The 20378-nt window shown below is 37.7% G+C and carries 10 protein-coding genes, 4 pseudogenes and 1 other annotated feature; of the genes and pseudogenes, 5 read left to right on the forward strand and 9 right to left on the reverse strand.

What is annotated here, in order from left to right; translation table 11 throughout:
• The first annotated feature begins 110 nt into the window (after window positions 1-110).
• Window positions 111-2279 (forward strand): hydroperoxidase, encoded by a 2169-nt coding sequence (katE, locus tag ALW18_02625; protein ID AOE51510.1) that lies wholly within the window; start codon window positions 111-113, stop codon window positions 2277-2279.
• A gap of 327 nt (window positions 2280-2606) precedes the next feature.
• Window positions 2607-2792: pseudogene (locus ALW18_02630) on the forward strand (hypothetical protein).
• Between the two features lie 96 nt (window positions 2793-2888).
• Here ALW18_02630 and ALW18_02635 read toward each other — a convergent pair.
• From ALW18_02635 to ALW18_02665, 7 genes and pseudogenes are all read right to left on the reverse strand, one after another.
• Window positions 2889-3671, reverse strand: a pseudogene (locus ALW18_02635) (hypothetical protein).
• 308 nt (window positions 3672-3979) lie between these two features.
• Window positions 3980-4690 (reverse strand): annotated as a pseudogene (locus ALW18_02640) (hypothetical protein).
• 448 nt (window positions 4691-5138) lie between these two features.
• The gene (locus ALW18_02645; protein AOE51511.1) at window positions 5139-6398 is read right to left on the reverse strand and encodes a hypothetical protein; all 1260 of its coding nucleotides are present in this window, start codon (window positions 6396-6398) and stop codon (window positions 5139-5141) included.
• A 41-nt stretch (window positions 6399-6439) separates the two neighbouring features.
• Window positions 6440-7423, reverse strand: a complete 984-nt coding sequence (locus ALW18_02650) for a hypothetical protein (GenBank protein AOE54284.1) — start codon at window positions 7421-7423, stop codon at window positions 6440-6442.
• 319 nt (window positions 7424-7742) lie between these two features.
• Window positions 7743-8888, reverse strand: coding sequence for a hypothetical protein (locus tag ALW18_02655; protein AOE51512.1), 1146 nt, complete (start codon window positions 8886-8888; stop codon window positions 7743-7745).
• Window positions 8885-10933 carry a ligand-gated channel protein gene (locus tag ALW18_02660; protein ID AOE51513.1) on the reverse strand — a complete coding sequence of 683 codons (2049 nt, stop codon included), beginning with the start codon at window positions 10931-10933 and terminating at the stop codon, window positions 8885-8887. Before ALW18_02660 ends, ALW18_02655 begins: the two co-directional genes overlap by 4 nt.
• A gap of 112 nt (window positions 10934-11045) precedes the next feature.
• Window positions 11046-11252: a binding site (cobalamin riboswitch), on the reverse strand.
• A 143-nt stretch (window positions 11253-11395) separates the two neighbouring features.
• The gene (locus tag ALW18_02665) at window positions 11396-13132 is read right to left on the reverse strand and encodes a hypothetical protein (GenBank protein AOE51514.1); all 1737 of its coding nucleotides are present in this window, start codon (window positions 13130-13132) and stop codon (window positions 11396-11398) included.
• Between the two features lie 218 nt (window positions 13133-13350).
• Between ALW18_02665 and ALW18_02670 the strand changes: the two genes are divergently transcribed.
• The 3 genes from ALW18_02670 (at window position 13351) to ALW18_02680 (ending at window position 16580) form a co-directional block, all read left to right on the forward strand.
• A complete protein-coding gene (locus ALW18_02670) occupies window positions 13351-15462 on the forward strand; it encodes a hypothetical protein (GenBank protein ID AOE51515.1) in 2112 nt (703 codons plus the stop codon).
• Window positions 15463-15557: 95 nt separating this feature from the next.
• Window positions 15558-16139, forward strand: coding sequence for a hypothetical protein (locus ALW18_02675; GenBank protein ID AOE51516.1), 582 nt, complete (start codon window positions 15558-15560; stop codon window positions 16137-16139).
• Window positions 16140-16199: 60 nt separating this feature from the next.
• Window positions 16200-16580 (forward strand): hypothetical protein, encoded by a 381-nt coding sequence (locus ALW18_02680; protein ID AOE51517.1) that lies wholly within the window; start codon window positions 16200-16202, stop codon window positions 16578-16580.
• A gap of 52 nt (window positions 16581-16632) precedes the next feature.
• Here the strand turns inward: ALW18_02680 and ALW18_02685 are convergent, their stop codons facing one another.
• Together ALW18_02685 and ALW18_02690 are read right to left on the reverse strand one after the other, a co-directional pair.
• Window positions 16633-17862 (reverse strand): hypothetical protein, encoded by a 1230-nt coding sequence (locus tag ALW18_02685; GenBank protein AOE51518.1) that lies wholly within the window; start codon window positions 17860-17862, stop codon window positions 16633-16635.
• Window positions 17863-18672: 810 nt separating this feature from the next.
• Window positions 18673-18975: pseudogene (locus ALW18_02690) on the reverse strand (hypothetical protein).
• Window positions 18976-20378: the final 1403 nt, after the last annotated feature.

Raw genomic sequence — 20378 nt, forward strand, 5'->3', positions numbered from 1 at the left:
AACTCTGAGGGGTAAATTGTGACGGCGTTAATCATGCGTTAATATTAGTATTGCTTAATTACTGATACCTAACTTTATATGGAATAAACAAAAACTAAAAGCGTACTGAAATGAAAAAAAATGACACACCTTCTACAAATCCTACAGACAATGCTAAGCTGCAGGATCTGGAAAAAAACAGGGAGTATAGCGAAGGCCAGTTTATTACTACCGATCACGGCGTAAGAATTAACAACGATCACAACAGCCTTAAAGCTGGAGAAAGAGGTCCTTCATTACTGGAAGACTTTATAATGCGTGAAAAGATTACGCATTTTGACCATGAGCGCATACCGGAACGTATAGTCCACGCAAGGGGATCTGGAGCACATGGTTATTTTGAAGCCTACGGAAATGCAGGTGAATATACAAAAGCCGCATTTTTAAATGATACTTCAGTAAAAACACCTGTTTTTGTTCGTTTTTCAACCGTTGCAGGCTTTAGAGGATCAACAGACCTTGCCCGCGATGTTCGTGGCTTTGCAGTAAAATTCTATACACAGGAAGGTAATTTTGACCTTGTTGGCAACAACATTCCTGTATTCTTTATTCAGGATGCCATGAAGTTTCCTGACCTTATACATGCTGTAAAACCTGAACCTCATAATGAAATTCCACAGGCAGCTTCTGCACACGATACTTTTTGGGACTTTATCTCACTGATGCCTGAGTCTATGCACATGGTTATGTGGGCTATGAGTGACAGGGCGATTCCAAGGAGCCTGCGTATGATGGAAGGTTTTGGTATTCATACCTTCCGATTTATAAATGAAAACAATGAGTCAGTCTTTGTCAAATTCCATTGGAAACCTAAATTAGGTACACATGCCGTAGTATGGGATGAAGCATTGAAAATATCAGGTAATGATCCCGATTTCCACAGAAGAGATCTATGGGAAGCAATTGAAAACGGCGATTTCCCCGAATGGGAATTCGGTGTACAAATAGTTCCTGAAGCTGATGAACATAAATATAATTTCGACCTGCTTGACCCTACCAAAATTATTCCTGAAGAACTAGTTCCGGTAATCAAAATCGGCCGAATGGTTCTAAACAGAAATCCTGACAACTTTTTTGCAGAAACAGAGCAGGTTGCATTTCATCCGGGCCATGTAGTTCCCGGAATTGATTTCTCAAACGATCCACTGTTACAAGGAAGGCTTTTCTCGTATACAGATACACAGCTACTGAGGTTAGGCAGCCCTAACTTCCATGAAATTCCGATTAACAGGCCAATTGCACCAATGCACAACAACCAGCGTGACGGGCACATGAGGCAGGAAATCAATGTTGGCCGTGTAAGCTACAGCCCTAATTCTTTAAACAATGGGTACCCAGAGCAGGCTAAAGAAGCTGAAGGCGGATTTGTAAGCCATTACGAACGTGTTGAAGCTCATAAAGTACGCGAACGCAGTGAGAGCTTTGCCGACCATTTCAGCCAGGCAGCCTTGTTTTTCAAAAGCCAGACTAAAGTTGAACAGAACCATATTATTAGCGCTTTGCGTTTTGAATTAAGTAAGGTAGAAACTGTTGCCATAAGGGAAAGGATGCTGGGATTATTATCTCAGGTTGATGAAAATCTTGCCGATAAAGTAGCTGAAGGTTTAGGACTTACAGTTCCTGCCCAACCCGAAAAACCAATGAATCATGGCATAGGTGCCGATGCAGATCCTCAAAAACATGAGCCAAAACCTTTAGATAACAGTTACCAGCCATCTGATGCTTTAAGCATGCTTAAAAACCCAACTGTTACTAATACCATAGAAACAAGGCAGGTTGCATTTTTATGCGCAGACGGAGTCAGCGAGACGTCATTGAATACTCTTAAGAAAGCGTTGGAAGCAAAGGGTGCGACAGCTAAAATTATAGGCCCTCATGCAGGAAATATAAAAACCGATACCGGAAAAGAGATTAAAACTGATCATACCTTCTTTTCATCTTCTTCCGTATTATTTGATGCCATTTATATTCCAAAGGCAACTAATATGAGTGTATTGGAGAGCAACGATAATGTTATAGAATTTATTAACGATGCTTACAGGCATTGTAAAGTAATTGGTGCCGATGAAGGGACCGATAAGTTACTTTCTACAACCACTATTGGTAACAAACTTGCCGACAAAAAAGAAAAAACATTGCCTGGAGTGGTTATGGGTAATGACGCTAATTTTGCCAATGAGTTTATTACAGAATTAGGTAAGCACCGAATCTGGGAAAGAGAAGAAAAAATAGTAGAATAAATTAGTTGGAGGAAAGCAATTGCTTTCCTCCTCTATTATACATCAATTAATATGAAAGCATTCGAAAAAATAATAATTGCAGGTGTAGTAGGTACAACATTTATGACGCTGTACAGCTATCTGAAAGCAAAAAAAGAAAATCAGGAATATGTAGAGCCTATAATGATAAACAAGCTTATAGATAACTCTAAAAACCTACCTTCAATCAAAGACGAAGAGATTCATCCTGCAGGTTGGGGATTGCATTATGCAACAGGAATAAGCTTCGTAGGATTGTACTGGCTACTATGGAAAAAAGTGCTTACAAAGCCCACTACCACTAAAATTCTAATTGTTGGATCGATAAGCGGACTTGCAGGTATTGCCGTTTGGAAATCATTATTTACACAACACGATAGGCCGCCTAAAAATTATAGGAATGGTTACTACAGGCAGCTTTTTGTTGCCCATATTATTTTCTCCCTATTCGCACTAACTACCTACAAATCGTTAGAGCAAAATCAGGTGAAGTAAATTTTAAAAATTTGGGATTTAAAGAATCTTTAAAATTGAACTAAAAAATAAGAGCCATTTTTTTAATGGCTCTTATCATAAAATATTGTTTTTTTCTTAGTCAACCCTTGTTACAGAAAGTTTGTCTAAACAAAAGTAGGCCGCAGTATTCATTCCGTATACCGGATCTGAATCTGTTGAATTCATCTGGAAAATAAGATATTTTACATCTCCTAAACTTTTAAGCTTCGATGCCGTTACATTTACCCATCCTGTTGGCATAACCAATGAAGACCCGGTATAATCTGCTAACGAATGTGTAATAGGATCTGAAATAACACCATCTTCATCAACACCATAAATTAATAATTCGAAATGGTCTCCAGATGTAAACGGCTGAGCAAACCCATCACCATTTAAACAGCCATAATAAGGCCATGGGTGCATATTTATTTTCAACCCCTTAACTTCATATAGTCCCGTGTCTCCAACTTTAATCCAGTTAGAAAAATTAGTTTCACTAAAAACATCACCTTCCGGATTTTTAGGATCTATATAACTCGACCAGTAAGCTACAATAAACGGACTACCGGTTGTTCCCGGAGTTCCCGGGGCAATTGTAGTTGAAGTATTAAATCCACTTCCTGCCATTGCTCCCCACTGATGAGATATCCAGCCATCAGAACTGGTTGACCCTGTACCTATACCATAATCTCTTATATCATTTGCGTTTGATACAATGAAACCATCCCAGTAATTATACCCCGATGATACGGCAGTGTGAGAGAACGTGAATATGTCTACATTCAGTTTTGTATTAGACACGTATGTATTTGACCAATATTTACCACCTGTTGTAGTAATTCCGTTAGTTAATAACGCACTCGTAAGGTTAAGCGTTGTAGTTGTTCCTATAGCAGGATCTGCTGCTAATCGTAATGCTGATGCTGCTGCATCCGGGCTGTAATTGGTTAGAACATCATCCTGGTTACTACAAGACGAAAGTCCCAAAAACAAACCTAAGGTCAAAAAATAAAATACTTTTTTCATTATTGATAAAGTTTAAAGTTACTATTAATTGGTTATTTTAAAAACAGCATATTTTAAGGGTAAATATGATTTATCTAGTCTACAAAATTTAAATCCTGCGCCTGCTTAAATGAATTTGTCAATAGATCTAAAGATCCTAGTTCCACAAAAGTTGGCACATATACTTTTACGAAGTCTATTCCCGGTAAATACACTTTATTTCCATTTTTATCTACAGCCCAGCTTATATCAATAGTAGGATCTTTAATGCCGCCATAACCCCATTCGAATGTACCTACGTTCCAGTTTAAAGCTTGCCCGTCACTTACATCTTTTACAGGTAAATTTACTTTGGTACCCTTCATAGTGTAAGAATCTCCAAGCCATTGAGGATAGTAATTATAGCGTCTCCATTTCTTTGTTTTTGTGATAGTACCTGATATATTTTTATTATCAGACCATTTAAGATAGTCAGTATCAAACTGCCAATCAGCCGCACCTGCTACAGCCTCCTTGTCCGGATCAGGCTTATGGTATGTAACTTCATAATTTTTAACGGTAGTAGATTTACTGTATTCACTTCCTGCTATCTCATACCATTCATTTTCATCGGCAACACCGTTTTTGTTCGCATCATACGCTACATATATGCTAACCGGAGTAATTTTTGCATTACCCCCATCGGTATTCATTTGAATATCAAAATCGCGTTTTCCGTAGGTATTTATTACCGTATGGTCAAATTTCGTAACAATATAACCTCCAAAAGTACCCAGTGGTATCAATTCACCGTTTGTAAGATCAGACTGAACTCTTTCAAAAACCTCTGCTTTCGTGGTGTATTCATAATCGTCTATAGTATATCCCGGAGACGGTAGAAAATCTACTAGCGACAATGCTATAGAATTATACATCTTTCCAGTTTCTGCTACTGTGACTGTAGTTGAGGCCTGTTGTACAAGTTTATCAAGTGTTACTGTAAAATCTACAATGTACTTGTCTGCTTTAGGTGCTATAAAATACAATGTTTTTGTATCACCAATAACGGAATCTTTTACAATTCCATCTTCACCGGTAATTTTAATTGTCCATTTATAGTGCGGAACTAAACCGTTATCATTTTCAATAGTTACCTGCGGATCGATAACCACAACATTGTACCGGTCTACAGCAAACGCTGATGCTAAATTTATTACTACGGATGTTTCAGGTGTAGGCTCCGGCGTAGGTTCTTCGGTAATAGGTTCCTCTACCGGTTTTGTATCATCGCTGCTGCAACAGTATAACGCGCTAATAGTCAACAGACATAATCCGTAATTTATATACTTTTTCATATTCTTATTTTTTGATTTGTCTAAGATTGTATTTTTTTAATATGTGAAGGTCTGCTGCCCCCGAAAACTTAGTAGCCATTGAAGATTGCTGGTGGCAAAGACCCATTGGCTCGCTTACGCAGTTAACGATTTTTATAAAATCTACACCCGGTAGATTTGCTTTATTTCCGTTCTTATCTACTGCCCAATCAATATCAATATCAGGGCTTTTAGCATTTACATATCCCCACTCCGGAGCTTCAAATTCCCATAAAGTGGTTTGCCCGGGACGAGTTGGTTCAAAATTCACATCTAATTTTAATCCTTCAAATACAGACGTATTTTGGGATATCCATAAAGGATAGTATTCCTTTTTGTTTTTAGACCTTGCCATGTAGTACGACTCATCCTGGTTGTTTTGACAAAACAGGTGTTCATGATCTAAGAACGGATCGTTAGGACCGGTTACAACCACCGGTTTTCCTTCTTCAGGCCTGTGATAGGTAATTTTAAAATTCTTAATTGTATTTTCTTTATTATGACTGCTTCCCACAATTTCATACCATTCATCCTCATCCGGTTTTCCATTTCCGTTTTTATCATAAGCAACATATATTAAACCCGGTGCAGGCGGATCGGCTTTATCTGTAAGGTTACCTCCAAAAACCCTAAGATCTTTTTCTCCCGGAATGTTTACAACAGTGTGGTCAAACCCTACAATAATAGAGCCTCCAAATCCACCTAAGTCTAACGGATAACCAACACTTGTTTCATTTATCCTGCCTAATGCAACCTGCATAAACTCTTTTTTTGAAGCACCTTCCTTAAATAAGTCATTAGCAAACGTACCCGGCGCCGGATTAAAATCATAAATGTTTTTTACATAAGGATTATAATTTTTCTCCTCGTTAATTACATTTATAACTGTTTTTTTACTGCCTTTTTTACCGTCTGCCGAAACATTTAATGTAAGTTCATAAATACCCGGATATAGCGTTATAAACCTTAGATCTTTAGTGGTTCCTACAATTGAATCTGTTACCTGGTTAACCGGATTTTTTGTCATTACCCACTCAAATTCCGGATTGGTAATCTCAGCCGAAACAGTGATGTTTAAAACGCTGAATGTAGCAACCTCATGCTGTTCCTTAAGTGTAATCTTAATAGGATCTGCAACCTCGTCTACTGGCGGTGTAACAACATCTTTTTTATCATCATCGCTGCTGCATCCAATATATAAGGATGCCAATGCAAGTAATAATAAATGGGTAAAGTTTTTTTTCATAATGTTTGATATAAATAGATTTAATTTGACATACTGTTTATTTATTTTCGGGTAGGAATGTTTTCACCTAAAAGATGCAAGTCTGTTGCCCCCATTATTTCGGTGGAAGTTTCTCCCAGCCATCCTGCCTGCTGGTTAAGCCCGTTATAAACTTTTACAAAATCTACCCCGGGAAGGTGTACTCTGTTTCCTTTACTGTCAATGGCCCAGTCGATATCTATCGCAGAATCGTCATCATTATTAGGGGCATTATCTGCATAGCCATATAAAAATGCATATTGAACAAAATAACTTCCCGTTCCGCTTTCATCTACCGCATTATCGGGGAGTCTTGTACCTTTAAAAGTTAGTGTTTGTTGATCACCAAGCCATTTTGGCCAGTAATCAAGAGAGTGATTATAGGCGTTGTTTTGTGCGAAATAACCGTCTTTACCCTGATTATCTTTCCAATATATGTACTCCATATCAGTAAATACTACTGTTCCTGTGCTTCCGCCGGGAACAGGAATTTTGTTTGGGTCGGGTTTGTAATATGTGATTTCATAATTGTGAACCGTTTTCTCCATGTTGTGTCCCGCCCCTTCAATTTCGTACCATTCGTCATCAGGAAGTCCATTCTTATTTTTATCGTATGAAACCATGATAACACCTGCCTCGCTACTGCCGCCCCTCATTGTTGAGTCGGGGTTAGGGTTGGCCTCTGCCCAGAATGCATTACCTAATATTCTAAAATCACGTTTGTCTTTTACGTTTACGATTGTATGGTCAAAACCAAAAACAATGTAGCCCCCAAACGCACCAAGCGAAACAAGGTCTCCGGCTTTCTTGGCTAAATAAGTATTTGCCCTGCCTAAAATTCTTTCCGGCGTATCTCCATTGTTAGCAGCCGGCAAATCGTTTATAAATTGTCCCGGAGCAGGCTTGAACTCGTGTACTTTAGCTATGTAAGTTTTGTACTCTTTGGTTTCTTTGTTTACAAACACTTTTACTTTTTGCGTACGTGTTTTTCCCTGATCGTTTACTATAACTTCCAGTTCATAAACTCCAACTTCTGTTGCTGCAAATAGAGCTTCTTTTGCTGAAGCATTAGCTAATGAATAATTATCTGACGGAGCATTAATTACAATCCAGCTATATGTTGCATCTGCACTAACATTGTTATTTGCGGCAATAGCCACTATCGTAGATCTGGCAACATTGTATTCACTATTCTCTATGACTCCCCCACCATTGGTATCATCTGCATTTTTATCATCACCGGAGCAACTGACAACCACTACGGCCGCAAGTAAAAGCAAAATTGATCTAAAGCATTTTGAAGATTGGTTACACATATTTTCTATTTTAGTTTTTATATATAAAAGCAAAGTGCGCAGGAATATTTCCCGCTGTAGTTTTCCATTTTAACCTGCCATCGGGGGTAAAGCAGTAGATATATCCTGTTACGACATAGTTTTGCGCATCGGATATATAAATTTCTTTTGTTTCGGGATTTACCTGAAGCCCGTACGGAATCATGATTTGTTTATCTGTACCGTCAGTAATTATCTTATCGCTAATTACTTTTTTGGTCTTAGTATCCAGTATTCCGTAGGTAACATTATTGCTGTTAGTAAGATAACTCCACTCTACACTGTAGAAGTACAGCAAATCGTCTACAAGGCACATTCCCAGAACTGGAATATTCAATTGCATTTTTTTCTCGTCTGTTTTTGTATCAATGACAAAAAGGTTGGAAGATGTATTGTAATAGTCTCCTCTGGAACTAACATAAATATCTCCCCTGCTGTCTATCTGCATACTAAAGAGATTAATACCTACATCTATCTTTTTTATTTCTGTAAAAGTTTCAAGGTCTATTACAGATACTGTCCTGTCATAATTAGGTACCCTGTAACCACCGGAATTGGCAACATATAATTTACCGTTATGCACAACCATTTGTTCCGGCTGATAACCAACGGTAACTTTACGGGTTATTTCCAGTGATGTAGTATCAATTTCTGCCACAAAGCCAATCTCTGCATTAGGGTTAATTGCTACCGGCCCGGAATAAGAACTTACATATGCTTTGTCTTTATAAAAAGCCATATACCTGCAATTGGGAACATCAATTTTTTTAACGCGCTTTGCAGTCCATTTATCGATTACTTCAACCTTGTTAGAACAGTTAATAACAGCATACACTTTATTACCATATATTTTTATATCGTTGCCAACGTCTCCCAACTCTTTTACAACGGTAGGGTTACGTTCTGAATAGATGTCTGTCGTATAAACTCCCGTCCTGTAACTAAAGAGGTCTATACTTGCCCTGTTCATCCCCATGTTACCTTCGTTAAGAAGATAAAAGCCTTCTATATTACCGTCGTTCCTTGGCTGGGCAACTGTTGTATCTGATGACAGGAAAACCATTTCTTCTTCTCGGCAGGAGATAAAAGTTATGGCTATACATAAACCTGTTAGTAATTTTGTTGTTATGTTTCTCATAGCTCAATACCAATTATAAATTTTAATGTACGCCCCGGCATAGGATAATTATATATTACCTCATAGTGCTGATTGAGTGCGTTATTAAGCTCTACTGTTCCTTTTATTTTGTAATTGTTAACTGCGAAAGATTTCTGTACCGATAAATCGTGGGTATACCAGGGCTGAACTTCATTTACCTTGATATTATTTACATTACCGTTATATCTCTTACCAACATATATATAGCTGTAATTAAAATTCCATGATTCATATTCTGCATTAAGTATAGCAGATCCGCTGTGCCACGGTGTGTAAGGAATCTGGTCTCCATAGGACGATATTTCTAAACCGGAGAACTTTGTGTAATCCCTGCTTTCAGTATAGGCATAAGTAAGATTAGCGGATAGGTTTACTTTATTAATATGCATCCCTAAGTTAATTACAGACTCAATTCCTTTACCTCGCACCTGCCCCATATTTGTCATCATCCAGCGAAACAGGTTTCCTGTTGGGGCGGCTACTATCTTATCTTTAGTATTGGTGTAATAGGCATCTGCCTGAATCGAAAATTTGTTGAGAAAATCTTTTTCAACAGGTAAATTATAAGTGAAACCTATATCATACTGATTCATGTACTCAGGGTTTAGCGTGCTCGAACCAACCATTGTATAATACAAATCATTAAAGGTGGGCATCCTGAAAATACGCTTAGCAAATGCACGTAGATTAAAGTCGTATTCTTTAAAGGGTTTGTAACCTAAAAACAATGCCGGTGTAAATTCGGTTTTATCTGGAGCTTTGGCATTGTATCGTACCTGTTCCTGTACATGTGTGCCCACCACACTACCAAGAACTTTAAATTCTCCCAATCTTAGAGAACTCGCTAATGAAAACAATGCGGTATAGCGCTGTGGATAAGAAAACTGGGTTTGTATACCTCTCCGGGTTGCGTTAAGCCTGTTATACTGAAAATCGGTAGATAATGAAACGTCCCAAATTGGTAATATGCTGTACATATGTACAGCAGAGAAATAGACTTCCTGCTGATAATAGCTATCGTCTGATTGTGCTCCCTCGGTTACTGTTTCACCCAATACATTGGTGGTATCCCTTGCGATATAGTGTGTATAATCGTAGGCATATTTTACCCTTGCCTGAAATTTATATTTTTCGGTAAAATCTTTAACCAAAAAGGCCTGTGCAAAAAAGTTCTTATCATATTGCCTGAAACCATCAGAGAATTTATTCTCTACAATAGCACCCGGCGCTCCCCTTTCAGAATCATAATAATAAACTTTTGCATCCCAGGATCCTTTGTGTAATTTACCGTATAGCCCGGATTCTATTCTTAGTGCCTGTATATCGCTATTCAATCGTGTTGCAGTAGTATCGTAGGCTACCGTTCCATCCTGATTGTTTCTTTTGTACCTGAATTTATATTGCCCGTTGGACTTAATAAATTCTGAACTAATACTCATGCTAACCTTGTCACTCAGTTTTTGTTCCCACCTGAAAGATGGATCATGATAATTGATAGACATGGTTTTGTAACGTACAAGCAAATTCGTTTTTTTACCATCCTCAAAAACAGGACGCTTAGTCCTCATGTAAATGGTTGAAGCTGCTGCGAAATCTTTTGCCGATTGGAAAATCTCACTTTTCTGCCCGTTATACATCGTAAGGGCTTCCATGTCATCAAGCGAATACTTACCCAAGTCTGTAACACCGTTCTGCGCGTTACCCAACTGAATGCCATCGTAAAAAACACCAACATGGTGTGTACCCATATTACGCACATCCACAGTTTTAAGGCCTCCAAGTCCACCGTAATCTTTAATCTGGGTTCCGGCAAAGTATCTAAGTGCGTCGGCAACATTATGGCTCGCCAAATTTTCAAGCTTCTTCCCTGAAAGGCTTTGTACCGGAATTACTTCCAGATAAGGTTTTGCTTTTAATATTACTTCATCTAAAACCTGTATACTATCGACAGGGACCTGAGAATAAAGTAAAAACGGAGCAAATACGATAAAAATGAGTAAAAGTGTTTTTTTCTTATTATACATCACTAATAAATTATAAAAACCGTCAGAGGATGTAATAAGAAACCATAAGAAAAAATACCGGTTATAAAAATAACAGGTTAATTCTTGTTGCTCAACTTTGCTCCCCGAAAGTCTTGAACTATGTGATATTGGCAGGTCTCCTGACTTGTTCTATCTTTAAACAGCCTTCCCATTTCCTACAGAAACAGTGGCATTAGTAGTGTTTAAAGACTTTTTTAGAACTTACAGTAGCGGGCCTGTTCAGGATTTTCACCTGATTCCCTTTTAACTGTTTCTGATAAAATATTTACAAAAACAGACCAAAATCTTCGGTAAAGATAACAACAATGTTTGTAATAAAAACAATCATCAATTACGATAACTACATTTATCACAAAAAAAACATATGAAACGTTATAAAATATGAAGAATATATAAAGTAGAATTTAATTTGATGATCAATCGGATTCTTACAAAACCGACCTAGAAACTTCTTAGAAAATCATCCAGGTTTTCATCTTCGCCAAGCCTTAATTTCTTTTTAAGCCGGTAGCGCCCGTTTTTCACTGTTTCCACAGAAATATTAAGTATCGCAGCAACCTGCTTATTAGACATTCCCATTTTAAAATACGCACAAATTCTAAGGTTGTTTTCCGTTAAGTCCGGACAAAGATCTTTAAGTTTATTAAAAAAATCAGGATGTACCTCATTAAAATGATACATGAATTTATGCTGTTCGGGGTCTTTATTTAGATTGTCATTAATGGTTTTTATAATGTTTTTATAAGCAGTTTCTGCCCCCGGATTAAGTACTTTTTTTAGTTGCCTGGTTTCTGACAGTACTTCCTGAAGCACATTATTCTTATTAGACAGTATTAGTGAATACGAAGTAACCTCCCTTTCTTTGGCGGCAAGGACTTCTTTGTGTTTTTCGGCGTTTATCTGATGAATTGTCTTTTCAAACAACAGTTGTTTCTCAAGGGCACTTTTCTCTGATTCTTTTATTATAGCCATCTGGTGCCTCTTTTGCTGTACGATTACAAGTATTGCAGCGGTAAGAAGAACAAGAAAGAGTCCGAAAGCTAAATAGATTAACCCTCTTCTTTTTTCCATTTTCGCTTCTTCCCTGGAAATAGTAACTTCCTTTTCAGCAGATTTTAGAAAAGACGAAACATATGCCTGATAAGAATCTATAGTGCTGGAACTGCTAGCTATTTTATCTTTTAATACATTATACTTTTTCAGGTATTCATGCGATTTTGGCAAATCATTTATACTTTCATATAAACTAAAAGCAACCAGATATACTAAAGAAATCTGTTCGGCATTATTAAGATGTAATGCAATTTTTTCGGCTTCGTCAATATAGCGCTTTGCATCGGCATATTTTCCATTTACAACACAATAGGTAGTGTAGTTAATTAGTAAAGAAACCGTAAACGATTCGTTTTGTATTCGTTTGTTTACTCCTAAAGCCTTTTCGTAAAAAGGATATGCTTTATCTCTTTCGTTATTTAAAAAGTAACCGCCACCCAGATTTAAATATAATACGGCTTTAAGACCTTTGTCATTATATTTTTCAATAACGGGTATCAGGGCATTCATCGATTTAATAGCACCAGGCTTTTTATCAGGAATTAGCAACTGTGCCGAATGCATATTGATTAGCGATTTATAATATTCATTTGTGGGCGACTCTTTAACCAGCGACTCTTTTAAAAAATTTTCAGCCATCTCGTAATTTCTTGTCCTGTGGCATATAACACCAAGCAACTGTAATACCCTCGCTGCAAATAATGGATTGTCCAGTTTTTTATACACTGTAAGTGCGTTTAAGGAATTGGCCAGGGCTTCGGTATAATTTCCTATTATAACATCATTTAAAGCTAATGAATGGAGCAATAAGGCGTGTTCAAAAGGATATGTTCCTTCATTGTACTGCTTTAGGGTTTTACTAATTCTGCCTTCTATTTTATCGTCAGCAATTCCCTGTGCGTAAAATAAAACCGATTCCCAATAGAGGCATAATGGTAACAGCTGTTTTTTTTCGGGATGGCTCTTGGCTATAGCATATAAATTGTTTACCAACTTATGCGCAGTACCAGGTTCGGTAAAGCTAAGCCTTCCGATTTGATCTGCTATCTTATCGAAATCATTCCGAGATTTCGCATAAAAATTCAGTGTAAGAAATAATAAAACTAAGATGTATATCGACCGCATAAAAAAACTCTCCTGAATGTAAGATTACCTGATAATAAAATGCAAAGTAACTGATTTAGTTGCTACAATGCTATAAATGCACACCGTTTGCAAGACCTCTTTTTCACAATGCACACCATTTGCACACCCTGTATTAAGGTATAAACATAACTACTGCCTGTAATTTTGTGTTACCTCAAAGCATGTTTGCTTTCAAAAAAAAATTACACTAAATAAAAATGTTTATGAAACAAAGAAACTTTATGCTCTGTTTAATTTTACTATTAAACATATCTGCATTTGCACAATTTTCGGGAGCGGGAACCGGAACTTTACAAGACCCGTATGAAATAACAACTGCATCGCAATTAAATGAGATCCGCAACTATTTGGGTGAAGCAAATGCAAGCGTTCATTTCGAATTAAAAAATGATATTAACCTGTCTACATTCATCACTCAGGAATCACCCATTACAGGATGGAACCCTATTGGAAATGATGAAGAGAACAATGCTTTTTACGGATTTTTGCATGGCGGCGATTTTACAGTTTCTAACCTGTGGATAAACAAACCCGAAAGTAATTACCTTGGATTATTCGGATACATCAGGGGCGGCGGTGTAGGTCATATAACAATTAAAACTGATGATACCCATGGTATAGCAGGAACTGATTATATTGGTGTACTTGCAGGTAAAATTGAGGATGCTGCTGTAACAAACAGCAACGTTCAGGTAAAAATTGTTGGTGGCAATTACGTAGGAGGATTAGTAGGCGAAACTACATCTACGGTATCTTTCGCTACCGCATCGGGCACTATTGACTCGTTTGGGGATAATATTGGCGGTCTTATTGGTTTTACTTCTGCCGCGGTATCTAACTCTTCAGCAAATTTAAACATAAAGAACACAGCTGATGTATTTGTTGGTAACTTCATGGGAGGCCTTGTAGGAACGGCTCAATCTACAGTTACAGATTGCAGTGCTACAGGAACAATTAAAGGTACTAATGTAATTGGAGGGCTTGTTGGAAACTCTTTCGGACACATATCAAACAGCCATGCCAGTACCGAAGTTACAGGTAATGAACGTATCGGCGGACTTATAGGTGTTTCAAGCGCCATTACTAACTGTTACGCAACAGGGAAGGTAACCGGAGATAAGGAATTTGTTGGCGGACTTACTTCTCAATCATACGGAAATATTACACAATCGTACGCTACAGGTAATGTGTACGGAGCAAAAACGCTGGGTGGCCTTGTAGGTATGAGTTATTATGACATTACTATATCTTTCGCGTCAGGTGATGTAACGCAGGTATTGCCTAATTCGTTGCCAGAAGGTGGTTTAATTGATGTTGGAGGTCTTGTAGGTAATGCATTTGGCATTATAAATAACTGTTACGCTACCGGAAATATTACTACAATTGAGAACAGCAGATATGTTGGCGGTCTTGTAGGCATCTCTACATTAGAAGTTTCAAACTGCTACGCTTCCGGAAATGTTCTGACTAAAGCATACAGTATGGTTGGAGGCCTTATTGGCGACGCTTGGGGTCCTGTAACAAACTGTACCGCTGCAAATCCAGTAGTAACAAGTAACACAGCCGGCAACCTTACTAATGTACACCGCTTGGTAGGTATCTTAGAATTTGAAGCTACAGTGACAAATTCATTCGCACTTAAAACAATGCGTCTAAATGGAGAAACTCTGGCAATTACAGATGCTAACGATCAGCATGGTAAAGACAAGACAGCGGCAGAACTGCAAAATGAAATTACTTATGGTGCTGATCTGGATTGGAATTTTGATGAGGTGTGGACAATTCGTGAAGGACAGGGCTATCCTTACTTCGGATGGAAAGAATATCTTACCAACATAATATCTGCAAGTGTAAATGAAGAAAGCCGCGGAACTATATCTCCTATTGGTGATATTGCCGTGCAAACCAACACTTCTAAATCATTTACCATTACACCAAAAGAAAATTTCGAAATTGAATCTGTAATTGTAGATGGAGAAAATGTGGGTACGGATGCTGAATATACTTTTGAAGATATCGCCGCAAACCATACTATAGTGGTAAACTTTGTGGCTAAAAACCTTGGTATTAAAGATCCAACGCTTTCAGGAATTAATGTTTACCCTAACCCAGTTAACAACATACTAAATGTTGTAAATAGTCAAAACTATGACATTGAAGTATACAACCTTTACGGTCAAAAAGTAATTACCCAAACTGCGGGTGAAGAACTGGTGAAAATTGATATGTCAAAACTTCCAACAGCAACCTATTTAGTAAAAATAACCAATGGTAGTTTAACGAAGACTATTAAAGTTATAAAGCAATAACATTCAACTAAAAAATTGCATTGATAAATCCCGGCTACACAGTCGGGATTTTTTATTTGCACTATATTAGCATTTCACTTTTATAATTGATACTTATGGATGCATCTATACTGGATAATATCGCACTACACATTGATATTAACAAGGAAGAAGCCAATCATTTCTTATCACTTTTAGAATATAAATCACTCAACAACAAAGAAATTCTATTACAGGCCGGCACTGTATGCCGTACCATTAATTTTGTCGTAAATGGTTGCATTAGAATGTATACTACAGATGAAGGTGGTAAAGAACATAACGTTTTGTTTGCCCCCGAAAATTGGTGGTGTACCGATCTGTTTAGTTTTCATACCAACTCCCCTTCTACGCATAGCATAGAAGCACTGGAAGAAACAAAAGTGGCACAGTTAACGCACCAGAATTTAGAAAAGCTATGTTTAGACGTTCCAAAATTTGAAAGGTTTTTCAGGGTGCTGTTTCAAAATGGTTTTATTATGTATCAAAACAGGATTAACAGTGAATTATCGCTTCCTGCCGATCAGAAATACAAAAGCTTTAAAAAGTTATATCCGGGGCTTAACCAGCGCATAGCCCAAAAGCATATCGCTTCTTATCTTGGTATCACTCCTGTATTTTTAAGTATGTTACGTAAAAAATATAATGATATAAATTAAACTACTTTAATTTTTAGCAGATTGTTATAACGGTACTTTGTCGTATAAAATAATATACACATGGAACAATCTAAAATTGAACGCAACATTTCTTTATACGTTGCCGCATGGAATGAAGAAGGCCTCGATAATATAAAATTTGCACTTACCGCCTTTTGGACAGATGAAAGCACTTATACGGACGATCAGACGCCAACAGTTACAGGTATAGACGCTATGGCCAACCTTATGTTAAAATCATACGAAATGATACCGGGAAGAAGGTTCAGCCAGATTACCCATCCCGACATTCATAACAATACGGGCAGGTACACATGGATGCTGCACCGACCGGATGAAACCACCTCAGCAGGAATGGATTTCTTTGAATTTAACAGCAATGGATACATTACCAGAATTGTTGGATTTACCAAAACCTTAAAACCATTTTACCCTATATAAAAAAGAGAATAGCCAGTTAATAACTGGCTATTTTTATATGATATTAAACTATTTAATCTGGTGCGCCAACTGAGTCAAACTGGCTGGCGTACTCTGCCATTTTTTGCAGATTTTCAAGACCGTAATAATTATTACGTTTAAAATCTGCCAGAGTTTTATCCCATGCCTCATCTCCTATAAAATCGCGGTAATCTGCTAATATAGTCATAGTACCCCATTGGTTATTTTTGTTATGATTGGCTTTAAACAAAGGGTCAAAAGTATTTGCTAGATGAGCAACTATTATATTTTGCTCTGCCTCAGTATATTTATTGCTTTTATTCTCAATTATTTCTGCACTGTAATATTTTAGAGGCAGAATTTTATTGATGTCCTGCTGTTCCTGATAAATCGCTCCATATGATTTTAATAGCCCTCCCCTAACCTCAAGTTTTCTATCACAGCTTTTAGCAAATATCACATCGTGTAAAAAGGCAACATTTTCTTTTGCTGCCTCTTTTATTACAAATTCATTAAACTTAGCGTCTTTATCATACCCAAATGTTTTAACAAGCTGTAGTACGAAGTTTTTATCGTTAGTTGCCAGCCATAAAGCATGCGCTTTACTGTTGTTAAACAGAAACATATTCCGCGCTACAAAAGAGGTTACATTTTTCTTGCGGAGTTCAGGCAGTTCTGCAAAATCTTTCCACATGTTAATTTTTACAGATTCGCCACTTGCATCCGTAGTTTCAGCTTTCATTTTTGCTTCTTCTGCCGCAAGCTCGGGGAACTTCTTTTTATAGTCTATAATCTCAGGTATGGCATAAAGTTCGGTAATAAAGCTTTCCTTTTTCGCTACGTACATTGCGAAAGGCCTTATATCAATTTCATTTTCATTTCTATAGAATTTAGCCTCCTTATCACACTTGTTTTCGAAATTAAGATACAAAAACCTCGTTGATACTGAAGGGTCTATCACCCTCCCAAACACCTCTTTGATCCTGGCATTAAAATCAGCCTCTGATGGATATTTATATCCGTTTGCTGCAAGGGCATCTTTTAATAGCTGAATGCTCTCGGTCAGGTCATTTTCTGTATATGTGTAAGAAGGCGCGTCTGCTGTATTATTATATAAAGCCGATCGTCCTTTAGTAAGTTGTTGTTGTAATACTCCACTCATGGTTTGGGCTGTTTTAGTATCGTTTTTTTTACTTTCATCCTGATTGTTCTTTGCCTGGCCGTTACAGGAAATCTGAGCAGAGGCCAGTAAAATGAAAAGTATTATTTTGGTATATCTCATTGTATGTAAAGTTTATCGTGATGTTGAAGCATCAAGTTCTTCACCGCTGGTACTCAGTTTAGGTAACTTCTTTATTGCCGGCGACGGGGTAAAATCTGACGGTTTAGATATAAATATTTTAGTTCCCATGTTAGACTTACTGGTTTGGTTTATAGAAATTGTTCTCTGTCCGGGACCATCACCGGGGCCACCGTCTGATTGGTTACCACCCAGATACACGAATTTCTTTCCATCTTCCGATTCACCGATTATAAATGCAACGTGTGAATAGTCGAACATTACTACTGCTCCCACAAAAACATCCTCCGCTTTTTCTATAAGTTCGCCATTTTCCCATCCGTCTACATCTGTTCTAAATTTTTGGGCGGTGGCTTTTGGAGCCCAATCCTGAGCGGCAACGTTTGCTGCTTTGTTGGTACCCTGATAATCGTCCGTCTGTTCAAAACACCAATTAATGAATGCAGCACACCAAAATGTGGTGTGATTACCGGACGGAAGTGAGCTCGAATCAAAATAAACAGATACCTGCTCTTTCAAAGGCGAGTTAGTTTGCCTAACGCCTCCAAAATTCTTAAGCTCTTCATAAGCAAATGGCATCCATGGAGCAGCACCTGCAAGGTTTAGATTGGATGTTTTCCCCTTAAGGCACTGAGGCACTTTAAAAATCGCTTTAGTACCCTTTGCAAAAGAATATTCTTTCTTTTTAAATGTATATTTTCCGCCCTGAAAAGATGCTCTTCTTTTATCCCTTGAGTTTGTTTTCGAATTGATTACGTTAACAAGATCTTCCAGTGCTTTCGTTTCATTTTTGCTATCGGCTTTTTCATTTAAACCTTTGGAAACCCAAAAATCGACAGCCGATAAAACAGCATACTTAGGTTCGGCGAGCATTTCAGGATTTTCATTTTCGAATGTTGGGCTTATAAACGTTACATCCGGCAGATCCAGCAGTTTCTTGTTCTTATCATAAAAAGTCTGAAAAGAAGTGTAATTAACCCTACCGGTAACCATGATAAAGCCACGCCCTCTAAAATTATAACCATCATCTGTACCAGCCCTGTTTTTAAGCCTCGAACCATATGCATTATTACCAATTGCCTTCTCGTTACGGGCATCATTCCTACTTCTTTCCCTATTGCCTTTATAATAGGCAAGGTCGCTGGTAAAAAGTGTGTCTTCGCTATATTTTAAGTTTTCGGTAAGGGTTACAAGGTCGGTTTCTACACGTACCTGCCCAAAGAAATGAGCCTTTCTTCTACACGTATTTATTTTAAATTTCTCAAAATAGTCATTAATAAATGGCAAACAGGTTTCCATAAGTGCCGAAGATCCTCCTGTAAAGATTTCCTTCAGTTCTGCCATAGTTACTTTTGCCGTGCAACGTGGACATGTACCTGAATCTCCCTCAATTTCTGCCATTTCAACAATTACCGGAGAAATATCATTTTCTATAACTTCCTGCGCTGTAGTGTTAGAAACTTTAAGGCAGCCATTTTCATAAAACAGGTATTCTTTTCTCAGCCTGGCCATTTCTTCCTGCGTAAATGGCGTACCGTCTTCTTTTGCAGCACCTAGGCCTACCGCTTCCATATCTTTACTGTTTACCAACACTACTTTTGAGTCGGCATTGCTTAGCGTCACCTGGCTTTTTACAGGAATTAGAATATCTTTTCCAGAGTCGTCTTTGCCTTTTTTACTTACTGAAACAAAGTAAAAATCGACATTTTTCTTTTCGGGTTCATTCCATGCCTTTTCCGGAGTGAAATCAAGTTTGAGCATGCTGTCGGTACCTACCTTTTCATTTTGATAAGTCTTTTTAGAAGTTAGTGCGCTTACTGTTCCCTCTTTCTCAGTCATTGCAAGATCCGAAATTTCCTTATACACATTTACCTGCAATTCATCATCCTGCATGTTTACAGTATGTACCCATATTTTATGTGTTTTTCCATAGAAGGTTTGGGCACGCTGAATGTTTTTACCCGCTTCATCTGAAAACACTATCGACTTAATTTTTTGTTCTGATGTTAGTGATAGTACCTCATTATTATCTAATACCTCATAAAGCGTTTTCTCACCAACCTTAACCGGTCTTGCGCTTTTTATTGCTAAATCGGCAGGCAGCGTAACATTTGCGCCTTCTGCCGCAACGAGTTCTATCGTAAAAATAAGCTCATGTCTCGGATGAGGGTTATCAGCCGTTGGTGGTATTGCTTTTTCTATTTTTGTCTTGTAATCATCATTGGTAACAACCTGAAAAGACCCCTTACCTTCTTCGTTCAGGGTAAGTTGTTTTTCTTCCAGGAAGAATTTATTTTCAGGATCGGCATAAAAACTGTCGTCCGGTCCTTTCAGCCATATTTTACCAATAAGCTGCTGATTGGCTAATCCTGCTATCTCAACAAACGCATACGATTCCTCTTTGTAGCCTGTCTCTGTTCTCTTGTACCCCGACTCATAAGACCATAATGCCTTTTTAATCTCCGGGGCTGCAACCTTAACCTTTTTTGCCAGCTTTA

It is taken from the genome of Flavobacterium psychrophilum, assembly GCA_001708385.1.
GTDB classification, from domain to species: Bacteria; Bacteroidota; Bacteroidia; order Flavobacteriales; family Flavobacteriaceae; genus Flavobacterium; species Flavobacterium psychrophilum_A.

Bases quoted from the DNA above. Each gene is read 5' to 3' on its own strand.
- katE (AOE51510.1), top strand. From the start codon at position 111: ATGAAAAAAAATGACACACCTTCTACAAATCCTACAGACAATGCTAAG.
- ALW18_02645 (AOE51511.1), bottom strand. From the start codon at position 6,398: ATGAAAAAAAACTTTACCCATTTATTATTACTTGCATTGGCATCCTTA.
- ALW18_02655 (AOE51512.1), bottom strand. From the start codon at position 8,888: ATGAGAAACATAACAACAAAATTACTAACAGGTTTATGTATAGCCATA.
- ALW18_02660 (AOE51513.1), bottom strand. From the start codon at position 10,933: ATGTATAATAAGAAAAAAACACTTTTACTCATTTTTATCGTATTTGCT.
- ALW18_02665 (AOE51514.1), bottom strand. From the start codon at position 13,132: ATGCGGTCGATATACATCTTAGTTTTATTATTTCTTACACTGAATTTT.
- ALW18_02670 (AOE51515.1), top strand. From the start codon at position 13,351: ATGTTTATGAAACAAAGAAACTTTATGCTCTGTTTAATTTTACTATTA.
- ALW18_02675 (AOE51516.1), top strand. From the start codon at position 15,558: ATGGATGCATCTATACTGGATAATATCGCACTACACATTGATATTAAC.
- ALW18_02680 (AOE51517.1), top strand. From the start codon at position 16,200: ATGGAACAATCTAAAATTGAACGCAACATTTCTTTATACGTTGCCGCA.
- ALW18_02685 (AOE51518.1), bottom strand. From the start codon at position 17,862: ATGAGATATACCAAAATAATACTTTTCATTTTACTGGCCTCTGCTCAG.